The sequence below is a fragment of the Methylobacterium sp. DB0501 genome (assembly GCF_011043735.1).
Lineage (GTDB): Bacteria > Pseudomonadota > Alphaproteobacteria > Rhizobiales > Beijerinckiaceae > Methylobacterium > Methylobacterium alsaeris.
This window is the reverse complement of record NZ_JAAKGV010000001.1, coordinates 349491-370893: the sequence shown is the minus strand read 5'-3', so window position 1 is coordinate 370893 and position 21403 is coordinate 349491. Positions and strand designations below refer to the sequence as shown.

General features: G+C 71.7%; 21 protein-coding genes. 8 read left to right on the top strand and 13 right to left on the bottom strand.

From position 1 onward, the window contains the following. Window positions 1-37 precede the first annotated feature (37 nt). Complete coding sequence (locus tag G4G93_RS01735) at window positions 38-1288, bottom strand: HlyD family secretion protein (RefSeq protein WP_165080661.1); 1251 nt, start codon at window positions 1286-1288, stop codon at window positions 38-40. A 246-nt stretch (window positions 1289-1534) separates the two neighbouring features. On the opposite strand from G4G93_RS01735, the gene G4G93_RS01730 reads away from it, so the two are divergent. Then, window positions 1535-2185 (top strand): HdeD family acid-resistance protein, encoded by a 651-nt coding sequence (locus tag G4G93_RS01730; RefSeq protein WP_165080659.1) that lies wholly within the window; start codon window positions 1535-1537, stop codon window positions 2183-2185. Window positions 2186-2393: 208 nt separating this feature from the next. Here G4G93_RS01730 and G4G93_RS01725 read toward each other — a convergent pair whose 3' ends face one another. The 8 genes from G4G93_RS01725 to G4G93_RS01690 all read right to left on the bottom strand — a co-directional run bounded on the left by G4G93_RS01725 (window position 2394) and on the right by G4G93_RS01690 (window position 10135). Next, window positions 2394-4535, bottom strand: a complete 2142-nt coding sequence (locus tag G4G93_RS01725; protein ID WP_165080657.1) for a S9 family peptidase — start codon at window positions 4533-4535, stop codon at window positions 2394-2396. 94 nt (window positions 4536-4629) lie between these two features. Next, the gene (locus tag G4G93_RS01720) at window positions 4630-5058 is read right to left on the bottom strand and encodes a SufE family protein (RefSeq protein ID WP_165080655.1); all 429 of its coding nucleotides are present in this window, start codon (window positions 5056-5058) and stop codon (window positions 4630-4632) included. A gap of 89 nt (window positions 5059-5147) precedes the next feature. Beyond that, window positions 5148-6146 carry a sensor histidine kinase gene (locus tag G4G93_RS01715; RefSeq protein WP_165080653.1) on the bottom strand — a complete coding sequence of 333 codons (999 nt, stop codon included), beginning with the start codon at window positions 6144-6146 and terminating at the stop codon, window positions 5148-5150. A 102-nt stretch (window positions 6147-6248) separates the two neighbouring features. Continuing rightward, window positions 6249-6638 carry a DoxX family protein gene (locus tag G4G93_RS01710; protein ID WP_165080651.1) on the bottom strand — a complete coding sequence of 130 codons (390 nt, stop codon included), beginning with the start codon at window positions 6636-6638 and terminating at the stop codon, window positions 6249-6251. Between the two features lie 125 nt (window positions 6639-6763). Next, complete coding sequence (locus G4G93_RS01705; protein ID WP_165080649.1) at window positions 6764-7633, bottom strand: trypsin-like serine protease; 870 nt, start codon at window positions 7631-7633, stop codon at window positions 6764-6766. A gap of 122 nt (window positions 7634-7755) precedes the next feature. Continuing rightward, a complete protein-coding gene (locus tag G4G93_RS01700) occupies window positions 7756-8499 on the bottom strand; it encodes a trypsin-like serine protease (protein ID WP_312891624.1) in 744 nt (247 codons plus the stop codon). Between the two features lie 476 nt (window positions 8500-8975). Beyond that, window positions 8976-9593, bottom strand: coding sequence for an HAD family phosphatase (locus G4G93_RS01695; protein WP_165080645.1), 618 nt, complete (start codon window positions 9591-9593; stop codon window positions 8976-8978). 131 nt (window positions 9594-9724) lie between these two features. After that, complete coding sequence (locus G4G93_RS01690; protein WP_165080005.1) at window positions 9725-10135, bottom strand: hypothetical protein; 411 nt, start codon at window positions 10133-10135, stop codon at window positions 9725-9727. Window positions 10136-10379: 244 nt separating this feature from the next. Between G4G93_RS01690 and G4G93_RS01685 the strand changes: the two genes are divergently transcribed. The 5 genes from G4G93_RS01685 to G4G93_RS01665 all read left to right on the top strand — a co-directional run bounded on the left by G4G93_RS01685 (window position 10380) and on the right by G4G93_RS01665 (window position 15048). After that, window positions 10380-10757 carry a PepSY domain-containing protein gene (locus G4G93_RS01685; protein ID WP_165080643.1) on the top strand — a complete coding sequence of 126 codons (378 nt, stop codon included), beginning with the start codon at window positions 10380-10382 and terminating at the stop codon, window positions 10755-10757. 35 nt (window positions 10758-10792) lie between these two features. Then, window positions 10793-11470, top strand: coding sequence for a response regulator transcription factor (locus G4G93_RS01680; RefSeq protein WP_165080641.1), 678 nt, complete (start codon window positions 10793-10795; stop codon window positions 11468-11470). Continuing rightward, a complete protein-coding gene (locus tag G4G93_RS01675; protein ID WP_165080639.1) occupies window positions 11467-12984 on the top strand; it encodes a sensor histidine kinase in 1518 nt (505 codons plus the stop codon). The genes G4G93_RS01680 and G4G93_RS01675 overlap by 4 nt, the downstream gene beginning before the upstream one ends. A 33-nt stretch (window positions 12985-13017) precedes the next feature. Next, window positions 13018-14175, top strand: coding sequence for a DUF563 domain-containing protein (locus tag G4G93_RS01670; protein ID WP_165080637.1), 1158 nt, complete (start codon window positions 13018-13020; stop codon window positions 14173-14175). 78 nt (window positions 14176-14253) lie between these two features. Then, on the top strand, window positions 14254-15048 hold the full coding sequence (locus tag G4G93_RS01665; RefSeq protein ID WP_165080635.1) for an SHOCT domain-containing protein: 795 nt from the start codon (window positions 14254-14256) through the stop codon (window positions 15046-15048). Between the two features lie 32 nt (window positions 15049-15080). On the opposite strand, the gene G4G93_RS01660 is transcribed toward G4G93_RS01665, so the two are convergent. From G4G93_RS01660 to ispH, 4 genes are all read right to left on the bottom strand, one after another. Beyond that, window positions 15081-15398, bottom strand: a complete 318-nt coding sequence (locus G4G93_RS01660) for a type II toxin-antitoxin system RelE/ParE family toxin (RefSeq protein WP_246736469.1) — start codon at window positions 15396-15398, stop codon at window positions 15081-15083. Beyond that, window positions 15367-15651, bottom strand: coding sequence for a type II toxin-antitoxin system ParD family antitoxin (locus G4G93_RS01655; protein WP_165080633.1), 285 nt, complete (start codon window positions 15649-15651; stop codon window positions 15367-15369). The genes G4G93_RS01660 and G4G93_RS01655 overlap by 32 nt, the downstream gene beginning before the upstream one ends. Before the next feature lie 79 nt (window positions 15652-15730). Then, window positions 15731-16705, bottom strand: coding sequence for a homoserine kinase (locus tag G4G93_RS01650; RefSeq protein ID WP_165080631.1), 975 nt, complete (start codon window positions 16703-16705; stop codon window positions 15731-15733). Between the two features lie 139 nt (window positions 16706-16844). After that, entirely contained in the window at window positions 16845-17846 is a 1002-nt protein-coding gene (gene ispH, locus G4G93_RS01645) for a 4-hydroxy-3-methylbut-2-enyl diphosphate reductase (protein WP_165080629.1), read from the bottom strand. Window positions 17847-18052: 206 nt separating this feature from the next. On the opposite strand from ispH, the gene G4G93_RS01640 reads away from it, so the two are divergent. Both G4G93_RS01640 and G4G93_RS01635 read left to right on the top strand, forming a co-directional pair. Then, complete coding sequence (locus G4G93_RS01640; RefSeq protein WP_165080627.1) at window positions 18053-19912, top strand: monovalent cation:proton antiporter-2 (CPA2) family protein; 1860 nt, start codon at window positions 18053-18055, stop codon at window positions 19910-19912. Continuing rightward, window positions 19905-21287, top strand: a complete 1383-nt coding sequence (locus tag G4G93_RS01635; RefSeq protein ID WP_165080625.1) for an MATE family efflux transporter — start codon at window positions 19905-19907, stop codon at window positions 21285-21287. The genes G4G93_RS01640 and G4G93_RS01635 overlap by 8 nt, the downstream gene beginning before the upstream one ends. The last annotated feature ends 116 nt before the right edge of the window (window positions 21288-21403 follow it).

Sequence of the window (21403 nt, the reverse complement as noted above, 5' to 3'; positions counted from 1 at the left end):
GTCGGCGGGGTTCTGACCGCTCACGGCACGGCCCCCTTCAGCGGACCCGCACCGTCGGCACCACCGACATGCCGGGGCCGATCGAAACGTCCTTGGGCCAGTTGTCGACCGAGATCTTCACCGGGATGCGTTGCACGACCTTGACGTAGTTGCCGGTGGCGTTCTCGGCCGGCAGCAGGCTGAAGGCGGTACCGGAGCCCGGCTGGACCGAATCGACCTTGCCGGTGATCTTGTGATCCGGATAGGCGTCGATCTCGACGTCGACCGGCTGGCCCGGGCGCATGTCGGTGATCTGGGTCTCCTTGAAGTTCGCGGTGACCCAGATGTCGTCGGGCACGAACATGCTGAGCGCCTGCCCGGCCTGCGCGAACTGCCCGACCGCGCCCGTCAGGCGCACCACCCGGCCCGCTTGGGCGGTCGTGATGGTCGTGTAATCGAGGTTCAGCTTCGCCTGGGCCTCCTGCGCCCGCGCCTGGGCGAGGCTCGCCTCGGCGCCGGCCCTCTGGGCCTGGAGCGAGCCGATCTGGCGCTGGGCCACCGTCACGGCGGCGTTGGCGCGGTCGAGATTGGCCTGCTGCTGCTGCAGGTTCGAGGTCGATTGCTGCGATTGCTGCACCGAGCCGGCGCCGCGCTGGGCGAGATCCTGGTAGCGGGCCGCATCCTGCTTGGCGAATTGCAGAGCCGCCCTGGCCTGCTCGACCTGGGCCTTGGCCTCCTGGATGCTCCCCAGCTGCGCCTGGATCTGGGCCTCGAAGCCCTGGATTTGGGCCTGCGCCGACTGGATCTGCGCCCGCGCCTGCTGCAGGGCGACCTCGTAGTCGCGCTTGTCGATCTGGAACAGCACGGCGCCGGCCTCGACGTGCTGGTTGTCGGTCACCGGCACGGCGGTGACGTAGCCCGACACCTTCGGCGAGACCGCGAACTGGCGCGCATCGACGAAGGCGTCGTCGGTGCTCTCGTAGGGGTGGATGGAGGTTAGCCAGTACCAGTAGCCGCCGGCGGCCACGAGCAGCAGCGCGACTGCGCCGAGGACGAACCACAGCAGGTGGCGCCGGACCAGGCCCGGCTTCTTCCGCTTGCCCTCGTCGCCCCGATCGTCCGAATTCTTCTCGTCCGATTCCGGATCCCGACCCGATCCCTCATCCTGAGGCGCGTGCTCGCGTAAGGCGCGGGTGTTCTCCTGCAAGGCACGCGTGTTGGCGTCGCGCGCCGCATCCGCTCGCGTCACGACGGAGGGCGGCGCGTCCCGTCCCACCGGGGCCTCCGCCCGCGACTGATCGTCCAGCATGTCGTGAATTCCACGCGACGGCCCGGGGTAGGGGCCGGGCCAAGGCGCCCGCCTCGGCCTGGAAGACGCAGGGGCAGGGGGACGGGTTCCGCATTGCGGCAAAAAAGCCGGGACGGATCCGGGATGAAGCGGGCTCATGAACCGTTTCGCGCGCCGCGGGCACGGGTATGCGGAACGGCCGCGCTCCGGCGACGTTCACCCTGTGTAGGCCGGACCTTGGCGGCTCTCGCCTCGGAGGATGATCGCATGAGTACTGCTGCACCCCTTCCGAATACGGCGCCCGGCGGCGCCTCTCCCTACGGCAGCGCGCCGGATCCGTTCGCGCGTCTCAACGCGATGAGCGCGGCGCTGGCCCGCAACTGGTGGCTGATCGCGCTCCGGGGCGTCTTCGCGATCCTGTTCGGGGTCGTGGCGCTGATCGCGCCGGGCGCCACGCTCCTGACCCTGGTGATCTTCTTCTCGGCCTACATGCTGGTCGACGGCATCACCGAGATCGTCGCGGCGATCCGGGCGGCGGAGCGGCACGAGCGCTGGGGCTATCTGCTGGCCGCGGGCGCGATCAACGTCCTGGTCGGCGTGCTCGCCTTCCTGATGCCGGGCAGTGCGCTGGTGGCCTTCGTCTACCTCATCGCCGCCTGGGCGCTCGTGACCGGCGCCCTGATGATCGCCGCCGCCTTCCGGCTCCACCTCGACCACGGCCGCTGGTGGCTGGGGATCGGCGGTGCGCTGTCGGTGCTGTTCGCGATCGCCCTGATCGCCAGCCCGGGCCTGTCGCTGCTGGTGCTGACCTACTGGATGGGCGGCTACGCCATCGCCTTCGGGGCGTTCATGCTAGTCCTGGCCTTCCGGCTGCGCAGCCGGCATGTCGGGACGGGCGGCACGATGCGGCCGGTGTGAGGACCGCGGCCTGAACCCCCTCCCTGCTCCGCGGGGAGGGTTGGCGAAGCGAAGCGAGCCGGGAGAGGGGACGCCGCTTCCGGATATGGCGGGGTCGTCGTGAAGGGCGCCCCCTGAAACAGCGTCGCGCCGCCCCTCTCCCGCCCGGCTCCGCCGGGAACCCTCCCGTGAAGAGGGGGGAGGGTTTTTTGCGTTCCGGGACTTGAGCTCAAGCCTCCACCGCCGCGAGCGCGAACGCGTAGATCAGCGCCACTTCCTCGAGCCGGTCGAAGCGGCCCGCCGCGCCGCCATGCCCAGCTTCCATGTTGGTGCGCAGCAGCACCGGCCCGCCCCCCGTCATGGTGGCGCGCAGGCGCGCGACCCATTTCGCCGGCTCCCAGTAGGTCACCCGCGGGTCGGTGAGGCCGCCGAGCGCCAGGATCGCCGGATACGCCTTGGCCGCGACGTTGTCGTAGGGCGAGTAGGACAGGATGGTCTCGAAGGCCTGGAGGTCGGCGCCCGGATTGCCCCATTCCGGCCATTCCGGCGGAGTGAGGGGCAATTCGCCGTCCAGCATGGTGTTGAGCACGTCGACGAAGGGCACGTCGGCGACGATGCCGGCGAAGAGTTCGGGCGCGAGGTTCGCCACCGCCCCCATCAGCATGCCGCCGGCGCTGCCGCCATGCGCGACGATGCGGCCGGCCCCCGTATAGCGGGCCTCGATCAGGGCGCGGGCGCAGGCGACGAAGTCCGAGAAGGTGTTGGGCTTCTTCTCGCGCTTGCCGTCGAGGTACCAGCGCCAGCCCTTCTCGGTGCCGCCGCGGACATGCGCGATGGCGTAGACGAATCCGCGATCGACCAGCGAGAGCGGGTTGGTGCGGAAGGCCGCCGACATCAGCGAACCGTAGGAGCCGTAGCCGTAGAGCAGCAGCGGCGCGGTGCCGTCGAGCGGCGTATCGCGCCGGTGCAGCAGCGAGACCGGCACCTGCTCCCCGTCCGGCGCGGTCGCGAACAGCCGCCGGGTCACGTAGGCGGCCGGATCGTGGCCGCTCGGCACGTCCTGGCGCTTGCGCAAGGTCCGCTCGCGGGTCGTCGCGTGGTAGTCGTAGGTCTCCGCCGGCGTCGTCATCGACGAGTAGGTGAAGCGGACGAGATCGGTGTCGAAGGCGTGGCCCGGCGAGAGACCGAGCGAGTAGGCCTCCTCGGCGAAGGCAACGCTGTGCTCGGCGCCGCTCTCGGTGTCGCGCACGATCAGGCGCGGCCGGGCATTCTCCAGTTCCAACCGCACGAGGTGGCGGGCGAGCACGTGCTGGAAGCGGATCATCACGCCCGGGCGGTGCGGGATCAGGTCGCGCCAGTTCGCCCGGGCCGGGTTCTCGACCGGTGCCACCGCGATCTTGAAGTCCTCGGCGCCGTCGGCGTTGGTGAGGACGAACAGCTCTTCGCCGCGATGCTCGACCGAGTAGATCAGCTTGTGCTCGCGCGGCGCCACGACCCGCAAGGGGCCGTTGGGCTTCGCCCGGTCGGCGAGGTGGACCTCCGAGGTCTCGTGGTCGTTCGCCGTCACCACCAGGTAGGCGCCGGACTGGGTCTCGCCGATGCCGACGAAAAAGCCCGCATCCTCCTCCTCGTAAATGGTGACGTCGTCGCTCTGCGGCGTGCCGAGGCGGTGGAGCATCACGGTCGCGGGGCGATGGTTCTCGTCGACGGCGACGTACCAGAACGCCTTGTGGTCGGCGCTCCAGACCACGTCGCCGGTCGTGGCGAGGATCTGGTCCTCGAGGTCCCGGCCCGTCGCGAGGTCGCGCACCCGGATGGTGTAGAGTTCGGAGCCCTTGGTGTCGGCGCTCCAGGCGACGAGGGAGTGGTCGTCGGAATGGGCGGCGCCCTCCAGGCTGAAGAAGGCGTGCCCCTCCCCTTCCCGGTCGCCGTCGATCAGGATCTCCTCGCCCGAATTCTCCTGGTCCTCCCCGGCGAGGTCCCCGACGAGGCCGGGGGCGACCCGATCGGCCGGGCGGCGGCAGACCAGGGGATGCTGCCCGCCCTCGCGGTAGCGGGTGTAATAGGCGAAGGGCCCGTCGAGGTCCGGCACGCTGCCGTCATCCTCGCGGATGCGCCCGCGCATCTCGGCCACCAGGGTCTCGCGCAACGCCGTGGTGCCGGCGAGCGTGGCCTCCGCGTACGTGTTCTCGGCCTCCAGCAGGGTGCGGATCTCCGCCGGCAGGGCGGCGGGATCCTTCAGCACGTCCTTCCAGTTCTCCGCCTTGAGCCAGGCATAGGGGTCGGTCACCGCGCGGCCATGGACCGTGACGGTGACGGGCCGGCTTGGCGCCGTCGGCGCGGCGGCGGGCGGGCTCAGGCGAAGGGTCATGCGGCTCCCCGGATGATGGCGTCAGGGCACGGATGTGCCGTCCCGGGGCCGCCGCCGCAAGGGTGGGCGGTGCGGTCTTGGGTGCGCGGCGCGGTTACGCCGCCTTCGCGACGCCCTCCGCATCGGCCCGGATGCGGTCCATCATCGCGCGGGCGCCGTTCGAGCGCTGCGCCGTCAGGTGCTCGGAAAGGCCGAGTTTCTGGAACAGCCCGAGGGCGTCGGCCCGGGCGGCATCGCCGGCGGTGCGGCCGTCGAAGAAGGCGATCAGCACCGCTACCACGCCCTTGGTGATGTGGGCGTCGCTGTCGCCGCGGAAATGCAGCCGCGGCTCGGGGCCGGAGCGGTCGACCTGGGTCTCGAGCCAGACCTGGCTGACGCAGCCGCGCACCCGGTTGGCCTCGCTATGGGCCTCCTCGGGCAGGGGCGGCAGCTTGCGGCCGAGCTCCATCAGGTATTGATGGCGGTCGTCCCACTCGTCCAGGAACTCGAAGTTGGAGACGATCTCGTCGATGGGCGGCAGCATGGGACCTGACGGGGCAGTGAAGGAGTCGAGACCCGGCATATAGGCGGGCGGAGCGCCGCCCGCCACCGCGCGCGCCTCACCCGTGGCGTTCAGCCCTTCTCCGGAAGCGTCAGGTCGAGGGGCGACTCGGGCGTGCCGGTGCCCGACACCGCGATCTCGGCCTGGCCCGCATAGGCCGCGATCAGGCGGGGGCCGAGCCGCGGCACGCCGGCCGGCGGCTCGCCGGCGACGCCGCCGGAGGTGATCCGTACCCGCACCGGATCGGTCACGCTCCCCGCCGGCACCTCGACCCGGGTGACGCAGGCGGTCCCCTCGCCGGTGCCGTCGAGGCATTCGGCGACGATCTCGGCCAGGATCATGCCGAGCGCGTTGACGATGCGCGGTTCGAGCAGCACGGTGCGGCCGGCCTCGACCGTGACGGCGATGCGCCCGGCCCGGCGCAGCTGGGTCAGCCCCTCGGCGAGGCGCGTCAGGTAGTCGGCGAGGTCGACGCTGGCGATCTGCGGCGCCTCGTGCAGGTGCTGCTGCACCAGGGCGATCGCCCGCACCCGCTGGCCGAGCGCGTCGAAGGCCGGGCGGCAGGGCGCCGCCGCGGCGCGGCCGTAGAGCCCGATCAGGCTGACCGTGACCTGCAGGTTGTTGCGCACCCGGTGGTAGATCTCGGCGAGCAGCGCCTCCTGCTCCCCGAGCGCTCTGGCCGCCTGCTCCTCGGCCTCCTTGCGCTCGGTGATGTCGAAGCAGGAGCCGGCGAAGCCCGCGAAGTCCCGGCCCTCGTGCAGCGGATAGGCGTGGCCGTGGATCCACCGGAAGGCGCCGTCGTGACGGCGCAGGCGGTACTCGGCGCTGTGCGGCTGGCGCCTGGCATAGGCCGCCGCCAGGGCGGCCTCGTGCCCGGGCCGGTCGTCCGGGTGCAGCCCGTCCTTCCAGCCGTGCCCCATCTCGTCCTCCGCCGGGCGACCGCGAAACTCCGTCCAGGCCGGATTGACGTAGATCAGGCGCGCCTCCGGATCGGCGCGCCAGATCATCAGGCCGGCGCCCTCGGCAAAGCTGCGAAAGGCCGCGTCCGGCAATGCTGTGTCCGCGGCCATGATTCCCACCTGTTCCCCGCCGCCGATCGCGCTCCATCAGGGGCGGTCAACGTGCCGGGAGGGGCGCCGTTCCGGCGCCTGCGAAACGAAAAAGTTCCGCGTTCAGCGCCGGTTGAGGGCGAAGCGGCCGGGACCGGCGGCAGCGATCATCAGAAGGCCGCCGATGATCGAGAGGTTCTTCATCGCCTGGATCTGGTTCGTCCGGACGGCATCGCCGGTCATCGACCAGAAATTGTGGAACACCACGATCGTCGCGAGGGTGAAGACGGCGAGCAGCACCGAGGCCGCCCGCGCGTAGAAGCCCAGCGCGATGAGGAGGCCGAGGCCGAGCTCGGCCGCGATGGTGAGGTAGGCCAGCACCTGCGGGTAGGGCAGCCCCTTGGCCGAGATCGCGCTCGCGACGGCGGCGGGGTTCATCAGCTTCTGGGCGCCGGAGACGCAGAACAGCACCACGACGAGGATGCGGGCAACACTGAACACGGCTTGGCTCATCGGAGGCTCCGGAGTTGGACGGAGCCCGTTGGACGGCTTGGCCGCGAAACAGTCAAGCTGGCGTTAGCCCCCGGTCGTCGACATCCCCGATCGTCATCTGGCCCGATCGTCACCCGGCCCGATCGTCACCTGCCCCCGGTCCAGTCCGCCGGATGGGGACGCGCGCCTGCCGGCATCGCCTCACCGGGCTCGAAGCGGGCGAGCTCGGCGGCGCGGGCGTTGATCCAGCCGGCATGGAGGCCGGTCGGCGTCACGGCGGTGAAGCCGCCGCAGGCGGTGCGGACCCGGCCCTGCTGGGCGGCGCCGCTCGACCAGCTCACCACGCCGACGAGCTGGTAGCCGCCGGGGCCGGCCCGCAGGATCGGGCCGCCGGAATCGCCCAGGCACGCGCCGGCGCCGGCGGTCTCGGCCAGCGTCGTGCGGTCGGCCACCACCGTCACGGTGTTGGCGACCTGCAACTCGCCGAGCGAGACGAGGCGGGCCTGGCGCAGCACCCGGGCGGTGCCGCGGCGGTTCTCCGCCACGACGCCGTAGCCGGCGATGGCCACGCTGTCGCCCTGTGCGATGTCGCCGCTGCCGCGCAGGTCGAGGGGGCGGAAATCGGGGCCGAGGCGCTCGCTGAGCTTCAGGATGGCGAGGTCGGTGCCGGGCTGGGTCTCCGGCGTGGTGCCGGGCACGAAATCCGGGTGCATCGCCGCCGCGATCGCCCGCAGGCGGCGCTGGCGGAAGTTGCGGTCGACGACCACGACCCAGTAGCCGGCCTTGCGCATCACGCAATGGGCCGCGGTCAGGACGAGATCGGGGGCGATGAGCGAGCCGGAGCACATCTCGCCGGTGGTGCTCTCGATCCGCACCACCGAGCTGCGGAGGCCGTCGGGATCGCGGGTCACCTCGCCGCGCACCACGGCGCCGGCGGCGCCGGTCCACAGGCCGAGGGGCGCAGCCACCGCGAGGGCGGCCAGGGTGGAACGGAGGCGGGACGGGGAGACGCGCATGAGACCACCCTAGAAGCGTGCGGCCACGCTCGACAAGTGAAGTCTCGCGCCGCTTGTGTGGTTCCGCACCGGCACGGGCCCGGACCGGGAACGAAGCCGTGAGCGCGGGGGCGGAGAGCGGCTCAGTCCCAGCGCGCCGGGGCCCCCCATTCCGCGGTCGTGCGGGCGATCCAGGCCCGCTGCGGCCCGACCAGCACGCCCTGCGAGACCCCGCCGCAAGAGGCCTTGCCGGCCCCGCTCGCCCAGGTCGTCACCGCGAGCACGCCCCCGCCCGCCCCGGCGATCGGCCCGCCCGAATCGCCCTCGCAGGCCCCCGATGCCGTGGCGCCCTTGAGCCAGACCAGGATGCGGCTCGGGCCGTAGGGCTCGACCAGCGGCAGGGTCGCGGTACGGAAGGTGCCGGTGCTGCGATGGTCCCCGGGCCGGGCCACGCCGTAGCCGCCGAGCGTCAGGGCTGTGCCGGCGGTGACAGGCGCGTCGGTGAGGGCGGCCGGGACGAACCGGGCCGGCAGCGCCGTCTCGGTGCGCAGGAGCGCGAGGTCGATCGAGCGCCGCCGCCCGGCGATGGCCCCGGCATCGTAGCCCGGATGCACCGCCCGGGCGGCGACCCCGATCAGCACCGGCGTCCCGGCCTCATCGCGAAAATGGACCCGGTGCTCGGCCCCGGGGGCGGCGCAATGGGCGGCGGTGAGCACCACGTCGCGGGCGAGCACGATCCCGGTGCAGACACCGCCGCGGGACGACAGCACCATGACGCTGGAGCGCGCGAGCGCCGCGTCCGGTGCCTCGCTCCCTCCGACGACCGCCCGGGCGGGGGTGGCGAGGGCGAGGAGGGCGGCGAGAAACGGAATGGCTGGGCGGATCACGTCGCTCTCGGAGCGCAGGGTCGGGTACCTCCGCCCTGCCCGATCCGACGGGGAAGGTCCAGGGTGGCGGAACGCCATCCCGGCCGGGTCCACCGATGCCCGGCGATCGGTCCGAGTTCGGGTCCTCAGGGTGGCAGCGAGAGCGAAGACGTTTCATCTCGTCCATACGAAATATCCCGCCTCCATGATTTTTCGTATGGACGCTTAAATGACGTGGATGGCCTCGGACGATCCCACGCGTGGGAGCACCATCCGCAAGCATCGGATGGATTTCGCCGATGCGCGCGACCGGTTCGACTGGGCGGATGCCAGGGTCGAGGCGGCCGAGCCAGCCTCCCGAGCCGGCCTCCGATGGACGCCCGCGCTTCCTCGACGGGCCATTCGTCTCCCTGGTCTTCGCCCCTGCCGGCGGCGAGGCCATCCCGACAAACCGGAGATCACGGCGGATCAGTTCGCCCGGATGCGGCGATCCGCCCCTACATCGCCATGCCCCGCGCCGCCAGTTCGCGGCGAACCCCCTCGACCGATGTGAAGTGATGGGCATGCAGACCCGCCGCCCGCGCGCCCGCGACGTTCTCGGGCAGGTCGTCCACGAACAGCACGGCCGACGGCTCGACCGCGAGGCCGGCGAGGCAGCGCTGGAAGCAGGTCACGTCGGGCTTGGCCGCGCGAAACGACGCCGAAGCATAGATCCGGTCCCCGAACAGGGGCCGGAGTTCCGGGCACAGGACGTCGACGTGATCGGTCAGCAATTCCGGGTTGTTCGTCAGGATCGCCACGCCCACCGAGGCGCGCAGCCGCTCGACCAGCGCGAGCATCGGGCCGTTGGGACTCATCGCCGCGCGCCGCGCATCCAGCCAGTCCGCCAGGCCGACCGGGAATCCGATCCGGTCGCCGAAGGCCTGGAGATAGGCGTCACGTGGAAGAGTCCCGGCATCTCCCAGACGCTCCAGGCCGCTGTCCCAGATCGCCGCCGAGATATGGTCCGCCGCGATGCCGGTGATGGCCGATAGACGCTCGGCGCGCCGGCGGCGGTTGTAATCGTAGAGCACGTTGTCGAGGTCGAACAGGACGAGTCCGATGGCGCCGACCATGCCGACAGGCTCCCCGCATTCCGGCGACACGGAGGGACGACGGCCCATTCCGACGGCGCCGGCGATATCGGGCGCGGCACCTGATCCTCTGTCAACCCCGCTGCTCACGACTCCGTCCCATCAAGGTCCTATCAAGGCTCCGTCATGGCGACCGAAGCCGGGATCGGTCGGACCGGCGCGGGTCCGCCCTCCGGCGGCGCCAGCGCCACGGAGCGCGGCACCGGGCCGAGGCAGCCGGTGCAGACCGAGGCGATCGCCCGGTTGGCCCGCGCGGTGATGCGCGCCTCGAACGCCTCCCGGGCCGCAGCGGCGCGGGCCACGGCCGCCACCCGCGCGGCTTCCGCCTCGCGCGCCGCGTCGGCCGCGTCGGCGCCCGGGCCGTCCTCCGGCGCCTCGTCGCGGGGGTGGATGCGCAGCAGCAGGGGAGCGCCCGTCGCGGTGACGGAAGCCGGCTCGGGCGCCGTCTCCTGCGCGGAGGCCGCACCGACGAGCCCTCCGGCAATCAGGACGGCGGCGAGGAACGGGATCGCGGCGGGACGCACAAGCCTCTCCCTGGTGACGGCCGGCAGGGTCGGACGGCGCGGTGAACGCCACCTTAACTATAACGGAGACGCCGCCGGATTGGTTCATCCGCGTCGCGCCTGCGGGAGCCTTGCCTCGAACCTTGGTCCCGAACCTTGATCCCGAACCTTGGCGGCACACGAGGATGTGACCGGACCGGCCTTCGAAAACCCGGCACGTTCGCATTCAGGGTGCATTCAGTGCCCGGCGACGATGGTCTCCGGCATGCGTCATCTCGTTCTCCTCCTGCTCCCCGCCCTGGTCGGCCTCGCCGGCGCTTCGGGCTGGCTCGCGGCCGCGGAGGAGCGGGACGAGACCGCCACCGGGGCGGTGACGCCCCATCCGCTCAAGGCCGCCGAGACGGCGCAGACCTGCCTCTCCTCCGGCGACCTGCGCGAGGCGGTGGCGGAGAAGCGGGTGGTCGAGCCGGTGGCGGCGATCCGCGCCGCGCGGGCCGCCGTGCCGCGGGCCGACATCGTGCGGGCCAATCTCTGCCGCCGGGACGAGGCGCTGGTCTACATGCTGACGGCCTTGCGCAAGGACGGCCAGTTCGTGCACGTGATGGTGGATGCCCGGTCCGGGAAAGTGGCCGGTCAGTGGTGATCGCGGGTTTGTGCTGAGCGTGAGGGGTTCGGATCGTGCGTCTGCTCGTGGTCGAGGATGACCGGGACCTCAACCGCCAGGTCGTGAGTGCCCTGGAGGAGGCGGGCTACGCCGTCGACAAGGCGTTCGACGGCGAGGAGGGCGCCTTCCTGGGCGAGACCGAGCCCTACGACTGCATCATCCTCGACATGGGCCTGCCGAAGGCCGACGGCGTCTCCGTCCTGTCGGGCTGGCGCCGGGCGCAGGTGAAGACCCCGGTCATCATCCTGACCGCCCGCGACCGCTGGAGCGACAAGGTCAACGGCTTCGACGCCGGCGCCGACGACTACGTCACCAAGCCCTTCCACATGGAAGAGCTGCTGGCCCGGGTGCGGGCCCTGCTCCGCCGCACCGCCGGCCACGCCACGAGCCAGATCAGCGTCGGCACCGTGGTGCTCGACACCCGCTCCGGCCGCGTCTTCGTCGACGGCAGCCCGGTCAAGCTCACCTCGCACGAGTACCGGCTGCTCTCCTACCTGATGCACCATACCGGCCGGGTCGTCTCCCGGGCCGAGCTGACCGAGCACCTCTACGACCAGGATTTCGACCGCGACTCGAACACCATCGAGGTCTTCGTCGGGCGCCTGCGCAAGAAGCTCGCGGTCGACCTGATCCAGACCGTGCGCGGCCTCGGCTACCTGATCGACGCGGGCGCCGGCGGAAAGCAGCCGTGACCGGCCGCGCCGCGGCCGAGACGCCGAGGCCGACGGACACGGTCGAAACGGGCCTTGCCGGCGGCGTCGCCCCCGGCTCCGCGCCCGTCTCCCGGGGGTTCGGCTGGCTCGGCTGGCGGCCGTGGCGCAAGCGCTCGATCGCGGTCCGCCTCGCGGTCTCGGCACTGATCTCCAGCGCGCTCATCCTGCTGATCGCCGGCCTGATCCTCTCGACCCTGTACCGCGAGACCACCGAGCGGGCCTTCGACAGCCGCCTCCTCGTCTACGCCAACGATCTGGCCACCAACCTCGTCACGCCCGCCGATTCCGAGGCGCGCAGCTTCGGCGCTCTCGGCGACCCGCGCTTCGACCTGCCGCTGTCGGGCTGGTACTGGCAGGTCGGCCGGCCCAATGCCCGGCCGCGGGACCTGCGCACCTCGCGCTCGCTGGTCGGCGTGCCGCTCCAGCCGCCCGACAACGCCGTCGGCGAGGCCGGAGCGGGACAGCTGCGCAAGGGCTACGGCAAGGCGCAGGACGACCGGCCGCTGCGCATCATCGAGCGCACCGTCGATCTCGGCGAGGAGGGCCGCTACATCGTGCGGGTCGCCGGCCCCTCCGACGAGATCGACGCCGACATGCGGCGCTTCACCCTGGCGCTCACCATCACCTTCTCGCTGCTCGGCCTGTCGCTCGGCCTCACCACCCTGCTGCAGATCCGCTTCGGCCTCGCGCCGCTGATCAAGCTGCGGGCGGCGCTCGGCGCGATCCGCCGCGGCGAGGCCGACCGCATCTCGGGCGAGTATCCGCGGGACATCGCGCCGCTCGCCGGCGAGGTGAACCTGCTCCTCGAGACCAACCGCGAGATCCTGGAACGGGCCCGCACCCAGGTCGGCAACCTGGCGCACGCGCTCAAGACCCCACTCAGCATCATCGTCAACGAGGCGTCGGCGGGGGACGCCAACAGCGAGCTCGCCGTCAAGGTGCGCGAGCAGGCCGCGGTGATGCGCGACCAGGTGAACTACCACCTCGACCGCGCCCGCGCCGCGGCGCTCGCCGGCGCGCTCGGCACCTTCACCGACGTCGAGCCGGTGGTGGCGGCCCTGGTGCGCACCTTCGGCAAGATCTTCTACGACAAGGACCTGACCTTCGAGACCAGCATCACCCCGGGCCTGCGCTTCCGCGGCGAGCGCCAGGATTTCGAGGAGATGATCGGCAACCTCGTCGACAACGCCGCCAAATGGGCCCACTCGCGCGTCTCGATCCGCGCCGAGGTGATCGGCCAGGGCGAGTACCCCCACCTCATCGTCACGGTGGAGGATGACGGGCCGGGCCTGCCGCCGGAGGCCCGGGTCGCGGTGCTGGCCCGCGGCCGGCGCCTCGACGAGACCAAGCCGGGCTCGGGCCTCGGCCTCTCCATCGTCTCCGACCTCGCCGCCCTGTATCGCGGCCGCCTGCGCCTCGACGCGGCCGCACTCGGCGGCTTAAGGGCAGTGATCGAGGTGCCGGGGGATGCGAGCCCGGCGGCGCAGGCCTGAGCCGCGCAGGACGACGGGACTGACAAGAGCGGCATGATCCTGCAGCGGAGCGAAGCGTTCTACGGCCGGGCCGAGGTGCGGGCGGGCCGGCCGGCCCTGCGCCTGGTCGAGGGCGCCCAGTACCTCACGCGGGTGCCCCATCTCGACAAGGTGCCGGTGATCTTCGACGCCGCCGGCCGGATGGTGCCCGAATCCCTCGACCATCACAGCGGCGACCGCACCCCGACCTGGCAGACGACCGAGTGGCCGGAGGGGCAGGGCCCGGTGACCGACGAGGCGCCGGACGGCCCCTACCTCTATGTCGGGGCGATCCACCCGCATTACGGCCACTTCGTCATCAACACCCTGGCGCGGTTCTGGCCGCTCCTCGATCTCGACGGGGAGGGCCTGCGCCCGACCCTGCTCTGCCACGGGCCGGGGCTCGACGCGAACTGGAGCGCCACGCCGTTCATCCCGGAGATCCTCGGCCGGCTGGGCCTGAGCGTGATGGACCTCGCCTCGTTCGGCCGGCCGATGCGGATCCGCACCCTCCTGGTGCCGCAGGCCGCCCTGCAGCAGGACGATTACGCCTTCCCGGTCCTCGCCGACCTGTGCCGGGAGATCGGGCGAGGTTACTACGCTCCCGGGGAGGTCGATGCCGACCCGCAGCCGGTCTACCTGTCGAAGGCGCGGCTGACGCACGGGGTGCGGCGCTTCGCCAACGAGGAGGCGGTGACGGAGGTGCTGGCGGCGAACGGGGTACGGATCGTCCATCCCGAGCTTCTGAGCTTCCCCGAGCAGGTGCGCCTGTTCGCCCGCCACCGGGTCATCCTCGGCGCCAACGGCTCGGCCTTCCACACCCTGCTCTTCGCCCCCCCGGGCCGGCGGGTGATCGCCATCGCCGACCGGCTCAAGCTGAGCGCGACCTACCGGCTGATCGACCTCATCACCGGCACGCAGGCGCACTATTACTACCCGGTCGGGACGAGCAGCCATGTCGGCGAGGGCTTCACCGTCAACTTCGTGCTGCGCGAGCCCGGGACGGTGGCGGCGGAACTCCTCGACAAGATCGCCCGCATCGACTCGCTGCGCGAGGGCGACCTGCGCACCGATCCGGGCGCCTGGCACCTCTCGCCGACGATCCCGCCCCTGCCGCGCCGGCCCGGCGGCGTGCTGGAGCGCCTGCGCGGGATGCTGCCGGGGCTCGGCTGACCCGGAAGGCTCCCAGGGGCGTTCCCCTCGGACAGGGACTGGGCTAAGCCCGGATCCCGCTCCGGAGCGACCTGACCGATGCCCGACCTCGACGCGATCGCCGCCCGCCACGGCGTCGGCCTTGACGCCGTCCGCCACCTCCTCGACGCGCTCGCCCGCGGCCATGGCCGGATGGCGCAGTTCAACCATCCCGATCTCGGCGGCATGGGCCAGTGGTCCGCCGGCGGGATGACGATGATCGGCGACATGTTCAATTCCGGCCTCAAGGCCCGGGTCGTCGCGCTCTGCGACGAGCTGGCGCCGCTCGCCACGGCGATGCCGGCGGAGGGCCGGGGAGCGAGCCAGCACCAGAGCCAGGGCCTCGGCTCGGGAGACTCTTGGGGCGGGTCTTCGAGCGGCTCTTCGAGCGGGTCTTGGGGCGGCTCCTGGTGGCCGGACGGCCTCGGCCAGCCGGCGACCTCCGGATCGCAGAACGACACGCGCTACGCCTTCTTCCCCGAGTTCCGCCGCCTGGCGATCGAGACCGGCGGCCGGGTGACGCTCTACGACACCGGCGACCATCAGATCGGCGGCGTCTCGCAGCAGCAGGGTTCGTCCCACTCCCTGAGCTTCACCAGCCAGCACGGCCCGGTGCGGCTGGAAGAGCTGCCGGTGGTGGGCGGCCCTGCACCGGACGCGAGCCCCGCGCCCCACACCGCACCCGCACCGGAGGCCTCTCCGCCGATGGCCCCCTCCCAACCGGCCGATGCCCCGGCTGCGCAGGTCGGCGACGTGTTCGGGATGATCGAGCGCCTGTCGGAGCTGCACCGCAAGGGCGTGCTGACCGAGGCCGAGTTCGCCGCGAAGAAGACGGAACTGCTGGCGCGGTTGTGAGGGACGTGAAGCCCGCCGCGCCCTGAGGCGTATCATCCGCGTCGAAAGCGGTCTCGACATCCCGGCCGGCGTAGAGGATCCGGCCGATCACCACATGGTCGACCGTGCGGTGAAACGCGATCGTGACCCGTCACCCGTAGCTCCGGGCGAAGATCGTCACGTCTTCGTCCGCGCTCCGGAAAGGTCGCGAACCCTTCGCAATGCGCCAGGATCCGCTCGACATAGCCGAGCGCTCGCGTCGTCCCGGCTCTCTCTGCAACAATGTCGTAGATGCCCTGCAGATCGGCTTCGGCCTCCGGCGAGAGGACGACCGCAGGCTCACCGCTCGGTGTCCCGCAACCGGGCGGCATGGCGGTCGCGGAGAGCGGCGCGCACGTCGTCCACGGACCGTCCGCGGCCCGGGTCGCTCGTCATCGCATCGTAGGTCTTCACGACCTCGTCGCGCAGCCAGGTTTCGACGGCCGCGTCGCGCTCCTGCAAGGCTCTCAGACCGGCTCGCACCACCTCGCTGCCGGTCGCATAGGTGCCGGAGGCGACCAAGCTGTCGATGTAGTGCGATTGCTCGTCGGGCAGGCTGAAGGTCCGCTTGGTCGTGGCAGGCATGATCGCAACTCCCCCGGACGGTCGACGCCAGAGTATGATTTTTTCATACCGTCTTTGACGAGGGAAGAGCCCTTGCCCGCTAACTCGCCACCGGGCTCCATCCATATTCCTCCGCCGCCGCGACCTTGCGGTGGAAGGCGAGCCTGCGGTCGTATTCGAGCGGGTCCTTCGGCTTCACCAGGGCGCCGGGGGGCACGTTGAGCCAGTCGACGAGGCGGGTCAGCATGAAGCGGAGCGCCGCGCCGCGGGCGAGAAGCGGCAGGGCCGCGACCTCGCGGGGTTCGAGCGGGCGCACCGCCTGGTAGGCGGCGATCATCGCCTGGCCCTTGGTGCGGTTGAACGAATAATCCGCCTCGAAGCACCAGGCGTTGAGGCAGATCGCCAGGTCGTAGGCGAAGGAATCGGTGCAGGCGAAGTAGAAGTCGATCAGTCCCGACACCTCGTCGCCGAGGAAGAACACGTTGTCGGTGAAGAGATCGGCGTGGATGACGCCGCCGGGCAGGTCCTGCGGCCAGGCTTCTTCCAGTTGCGCCAGGTCCGCGCGGGTGCGCGCAGCAAGGCCCGGGGCGACGCGGTCGGCATCGGCCTCGGCCGCCTCGAAGAGGGGGCGCCAGCCCGCGACCGAGAGGGCGTTCGGCCGCTGCATCGGGAAATCGGCCCCGGCCGCGTGCAGGCCGGCGAGCGCGGCGCCGAGCGCCCGGCAATGCCTGACCCCCGGCCGGCGCACCGAGACGCCCTCCAGGAACGACACGATCACGGCGGGCCGGCCGCAGAGCCGCCCCAGGGTGGCGCCGTCGCGGGTGCGGATCGGCTGCGGGCAGGCGAGGCCGTTGGCGGCCAGGTGCTGCATCAGGCCGAGGAAGAACGGCAGGTCGCCCTCCTTCACCCGCTTCTCGTAGAGGGTGAGGATGTAGGAGCCGGTGGTGGTGTGCAGGATGAAGTTCGTGTTCTCCACCCCCTCGGCGATGCCCTTGTAGGACAGGAGATCGCCGATCTCGTAGGCGGCAAGGAAGGCGGCCAGCGCCTCGTCCGGAACCTCGGTGTAGACCGCCACGGCCGTTCTGCTTTGCTCTTTAAATGGGATGAATGAGCGAAAAACCGGCGCTTCAATAAAAACGCGGGATCCCCTCTCCCGAGTGGGAGAGGGGATCCCGCCTCATCCTGCGAACGCCAGACCGGGAGGAGTGCCGACCCTACTCCGCCGCCTCGCTGCGCAGTTCGCGCGGCAGCGGGAAGACCATGTCCTCGGTCGTGGTCGAGACGGTGTCGACCGTAACCTCGTAGCGGGTCGCGAAGGCGTCGATGATCTCCTCGACCAGCACCTCGGGGGCCGAGGCGCCGGCGGTGAGGCCGAGCCGGCGGATGTTGGAGAAGGCCTCCCAGTCCAGGTCCTCGGCGCGGTTGACGAGCCGGGTGATCGGGCAGCCGACCCGCTCGGCGACCTCGCGCAGGCGCTGCGAGTTCGAGGAGTTCGAGGAGCCGACGACAATCAGCGCGTCGACCAGGGGGGCGACCTGCTTCACCGCCTCCTGGCGGTTGGTGGTGGCGTAGCAGATGTCGTCCTTGTGCGGGCCGACGATCTTGGGGAACTTGCGCTTGAGCGCCTCGACGATGTGGTGGGTGTCGTCGACCGACAGCGTCGTCTGGGTCACCCAGGCGAGGTTGTCGCGGGTCGCGGGCTCCAGGGCCTCGATCTGCTCGACATCCTCCACCAGGGTGATCGAGCCCTTGGGCAGCTGGCCCATGGTGCCGACGACCTCCGGGTGGCCGGAATGGCCGACGAGCAGCACGTGGCGGCCGCGCTTGTGGTGGATCTCGGCCTCGCGGTGGACCTTGGTCACCAGCGGGCAGGTCGCGTCGATGGTGGTGAGCCCGCGGGCGACCGCGTTCTGCGGCACGGTCTTCGCCACGCCGTGGGCGGAGAAGATCACCGGCGCCTTGCCGTCCGGCACCTCGTCGAGCTCGGCGACGAAGACCGCGCCTTTGCGCTTCAGGCTCTCGACCACGTACTTGTTGTGCACGATCTCGTGCCGCACGTAGACGGGTGGGCCGTAGAGGGCGAGCGCGCGCTCGACCACGTCGATGGCCCGCACCACGCCGGCGCAGAACCCGCGCGGGGCGCACAGGAGGATCTCGAGGGGCGGCTTCGCGGGCGCGGCGGCACCGGCGTCGGTCTGGTTCACGGAGGCGCTCATGATCCGGGATGTGGCGAGGCGGGGCTGTCTCTGTCAACCTCTTGTGCCACGCAATCGCGCCGATCCAAAGTGCGCGCGACGGACGGCTCCCCTGCGGCATAGGCGTGACGGGCTTCGCCGAACCGTGAAGACCGGGTTAGCCCGATGGCCTCGATCGGGGTAAGGGAGGTCCCGAGCCGACCTCGAACCCGGGAGATCCCCGCGCGATGGCGACCGCCGCCGACCACGCCAGCTTCCTGCCGCCGGTCCTGACCTTCCTGTCCGCCGCGGTGATCGGCGTGCCGATCTTCCGCCTGCTCGGGCAGAGCGCGGTGCTGGGCTACCTCGTGGCCGGCGTCGTCATCGGCCCCTCCGGCCTGTCGCTCATCACCGAGCCGGAGACCGCCCGCAGCGTCTCGGAACTCGGGGTGGTGCTGCTCCTGTTCATCGTGGGGCTGGAGCTGGAGATCTCGCGGCTGATCTCGCTGCGGCGCGACATCCTGGGGCTCGGCACGCTGCAGCTCGGGCTCTGCGCCCTGGCGCTCGGAGGCCTCGGCTTCCTCACCGGCCTCTCGGGCGGGGCCGCCACGGTGATCGGCATCGCGCTCGCCCTCTCGGCGACGGCCGTCGCCCTGCAACTCCTCGAAGAAAGGCGCGACCTCGCGGCGCCGTACGGCCAGCGCGCCTTCGCGGTGCTCCTGTTCCAGGACCTGTCGATCGTCGGCATCCTGGCGCTGCTGCCGCTGATCGCCCAGACCGGCACCGGGGCGGGAGGCGAGGCCTGGCTCGGCACCGCCCTGCAATCGGCCGGCACGGCGGTCGCGGCGGTGATTGGGGTGGTGCTGGTCGGGCGCTACGGCCTCAACCCGTTCTTCCGGCTGCTCGCCGCCAGCGGCGCCCGCGAGGTAATGACCGCGGCAGCCCTCCTCGTCGTGCTCGGCACCGCCCTCCTCATGGAGGAGGTCGGGCTGTCGATGGCGATGGGGGCGTTCCTCGCCGGGCTGCTGCTCGCCGAATCGAATTTCCGCCACCAGCTCGAGGCCGATATCGAGCCGTTCCGCGGCATGCTGCTCGGCCTGTTCTTCATGAGCGTCGGCATGTCGATCGACCTCGGCCTCGTGGCGCAGAACTGGCTCGGCCTGACCGCCGCGACGGTGGGGGCGATCCTGATCAAGGTCGCGCTGGTGGCCGGGCTCTTCCGGCTGTTCGGCTCGCCCTGGCTCGATGCCCTGCGCGGCGCCGCCGTGCTGGCACCGGCGGGCGAGTTCGCCTTCGTGCTCCTGCCGGTCGGCCAGGAACTCGGCCTCGTCGACGGCCCGTCCGGCCGGCTCGCCATCGCGCTCGCCGCCATCACGATGCTGATCGGGCCGATCGGCGCCAAGGTGCTCGACGGGGTGCTGGCGCGGCGCACCACCGCCCCGCTCGAACCCGAGCCGGAGGCGATCGAGGGCGCCGAGGCGCGGGTGCTGGTGATCGGATTCGGGCGCTTCGGCCACATCCTCAACCAGGTGCTGCTGGCTCAAGGGCTGAGCGTCACGGTGATCGACAAGGACGTCGAGCAGATCCGCAGCGCCGCCCGCTTCGGCTTCCGGGTCTATTACGGCGACGGCACCCGCCTCGACGTGCTGCGCTCGTCGGGCGCCGGCAAGGCCGAGGTGGTGTGCATCTGCATCGACGACCCGGAGGCGACGCTCAAGATCGTCGACCTCGTCCACGCCGAGTTCCCGGCCGCCCGCACCTACGTGCGGGTGTTCGACCGGGTCCAGGCGATCGAGGCGATGGGCCGCGACGTCGACTACCAGATCCGCGAGACCTTCGAATCGGCCCTGGCCTTCGGCCGCGCCACCCTGGAGGCGCTGGGCCTCTCCCCCGAGGAGGCGGCCCGCACCGTCGACGACGTGCGCAAGCGCGACCTCGCCCGGCTGGTGCTGCAGCAGGCCGGCGAGCCCCTCGACCGGGGCGATCCCCTGCGCAGCCTGGTGCGGATCAAGCCCGAGCCCCTGACCGCGCCGCTCCACGCCTCGCACGGCCTCAACCCGGAGACCGAGGACATCATCGCCCGCGAGCGGGCCGGCGTCGATGGGTGAGGTGCGCCCGCCGGAAGCCGGCCCCGGCACCGCCCTCCCGCCCGCCCGCTTCGTCACCGGCTCGACCTTCCGCCACGTCGTGGTGATGGGGGCGACGGGCTCGGTCGGCCTGATGGCGATCTTCGTCGTCGACCTCCTGTCGCTGCTCTACATCGCGCGGCTCGGCGACCCGGTCCTGACGGCGGCGGTGGGCTTCGCCACCATCGTCCAGATCTTCGCGGTCTCGATCAATATCGGGATGATGATCGCCGTCGGCGCCCTGGTCTCGCGGGCGCTCGGGCGCGGCGACGTCGGGGAGGCGCGGCGGCTGGCCGCCTCGTCCCTGGTGCTGGCCCTGGTCGCCTCCGGCGTCGTGACGGCGCTCATGCTGCCGCTGCTGACGCCGTTCCTGACCCTGATCGGCGCCGGGCCGGAGACCGTGCCGGCGGCCCGGACCTTCCTCTGGATCGCCCTGCCCTCGAGCCTGCTGATGGCGCTCGGCATGGGCTATTCGGGCGTGCTGCGCGCGGTCGGCGATGCGCGCCGGGGCATGAACGTGACGCTCGCCGGGGCCGCGGTCACGGTGGTGCTCGACCCGCTGCTGATCTTCGGCCTGAATCTCGGCGTCGAGGGGGCGGCGATCACCATCGTGATCGCCCGCTTCGCCTTCGCGTGGGTCGGCTATGCCGGCGCGGTGGGCGTCCACCGGATGGTGGCGCGGCCGAGCTTCCGGGCGGTCGTCGCGGATGCCGGCCCGATCCTGCACGTCGCGCTGCCCACCGTGCTCACCAACCTGGCGCCCCCGGTGGCGAGCGCGTTCCTGGCCCACGTCATGGCGGGGTTCGGCACCGCGACGGTCGCCGGCAACGCCGTGGTCGACCGGATGGTGCCGGTGGCCTTCGGCGGCCTGTTCGCGCTCTCCGGCGCGGTCGGGCCGATCCTCGGACAGAACTGGGGCGCCGGCCGCTTCGACCGGATGCGCGCGAGTTTACGCGACGCCGCCCTGGTCACCGGCCTCTACGTGGCGGCGGTCTGGCTCGCCCTGTTCCTCGGCCGCGCGCCCCTCACCGCCCTGTTCGGCCTCACGGGCGCCGGCGCCGACCTCCTCGGCTTCTTCTGCCTCGCCGGCGGGGCGATCTGGTTCTTCAACGGCCTGCTCTTCCTCGGCAACGCCTCGTTCAACAACCTCGGCTTCCCGCTCGCGGCGAGCGCCCTCAACTGGGGCCGGGCGACGCTGGGCACGATGCCGACGGCGTTGCTGGGAGCGCATCTCGGCGGGCCGGAAGGGGCGATGGCCGGGATGGGGATCGGGTCTGCCCTGTTCGGCGTGGTGGGGCTGGCGCTGGCGTTCCGGGTGGTGGGAGTGCTGGAGCGGCGGGAGGCGACCGGGGTCTAGAGCTTCGTCCGGCCGATCTGCGAACGGCACACGGCCGGCGGATCGCCGCCCGGCCCACCCGCCTCATTTCGTTGACGACGGCATGTCAGGCGGGCGCGCACACTGGCGTCCGATTC

Excerpts from the sequence above, each read along its gene's own strand:
- G4G93_RS01735 (WP_165080661.1), bottom strand. The coding sequence starts at position 1,288 with ATGCTGGACGATCAGTCGCGGGCGGAGGCCCCGGTGGGACGGGACGCG.
- G4G93_RS01730 (WP_165080659.1), top strand. The coding sequence starts at position 1,535 with ATGAGTACTGCTGCACCCCTTCCGAATACGGCGCCCGGCGGCGCCTCT.
- G4G93_RS01725 (WP_165080657.1), bottom strand. The coding sequence starts at position 4,535 with ATGACCCTTCGCCTGAGCCCGCCCGCCGCCGCGCCGACGGCGCCAAGC.
- G4G93_RS01720 (WP_165080655.1), bottom strand. The coding sequence starts at position 5,058 with ATGCTGCCGCCCATCGACGAGATCGTCTCCAACTTCGAGTTCCTGGAC.
- G4G93_RS01715 (WP_165080653.1), bottom strand. The coding sequence starts at position 6,146 with ATGGCCGCGGACACAGCATTGCCGGACGCGGCCTTTCGCAGCTTTGCC.
- G4G93_RS01710 (WP_165080651.1), bottom strand. The coding sequence starts at position 6,638 with ATGAGCCAAGCCGTGTTCAGTGTTGCCCGCATCCTCGTCGTGGTGCTG.
- G4G93_RS01705 (WP_165080649.1), bottom strand. The coding sequence starts at position 7,633 with ATGCGCGTCTCCCCGTCCCGCCTCCGTTCCACCCTGGCCGCCCTCGCG.
- G4G93_RS01695 (WP_165080645.1), bottom strand. The coding sequence starts at position 9,593 with ATGGTCGGCGCCATCGGACTCGTCCTGTTCGACCTCGACAACGTGCTC.
- G4G93_RS01685 (WP_165080643.1), top strand. The coding sequence starts at position 10,380 with ATGCGTCATCTCGTTCTCCTCCTGCTCCCCGCCCTGGTCGGCCTCGCC.
- G4G93_RS01670 (WP_165080637.1), top strand. The coding sequence starts at position 13,018 with ATGATCCTGCAGCGGAGCGAAGCGTTCTACGGCCGGGCCGAGGTGCGG.
- G4G93_RS01665 (WP_165080635.1), top strand. The coding sequence starts at position 14,254 with ATGCCCGACCTCGACGCGATCGCCGCCCGCCACGGCGTCGGCCTTGAC.
- G4G93_RS01660 (WP_246736469.1), bottom strand. The coding sequence starts at position 15,398 with ATGCCGCCCGGTTGCGGGACACCGAGCGGTGAGCCTGCGGTCGTCCTC.
- G4G93_RS01655 (WP_165080633.1), bottom strand. The coding sequence starts at position 15,651 with ATGCCTGCCACGACCAAGCGGACCTTCAGCCTGCCCGACGAGCAATCG.
- ispH (WP_165080629.1), bottom strand. The coding sequence starts at position 17,846 with ATGAGCGCCTCCGTGAACCAGACCGACGCCGGTGCCGCCGCGCCCGCG.
- G4G93_RS01640 (WP_165080627.1), top strand. The coding sequence starts at position 18,053 with ATGGCGACCGCCGCCGACCACGCCAGCTTCCTGCCGCCGGTCCTGACC.
- G4G93_RS01635 (WP_165080625.1), top strand. The coding sequence starts at position 19,905 with ATGGGTGAGGTGCGCCCGCCGGAAGCCGGCCCCGGCACCGCCCTCCCG.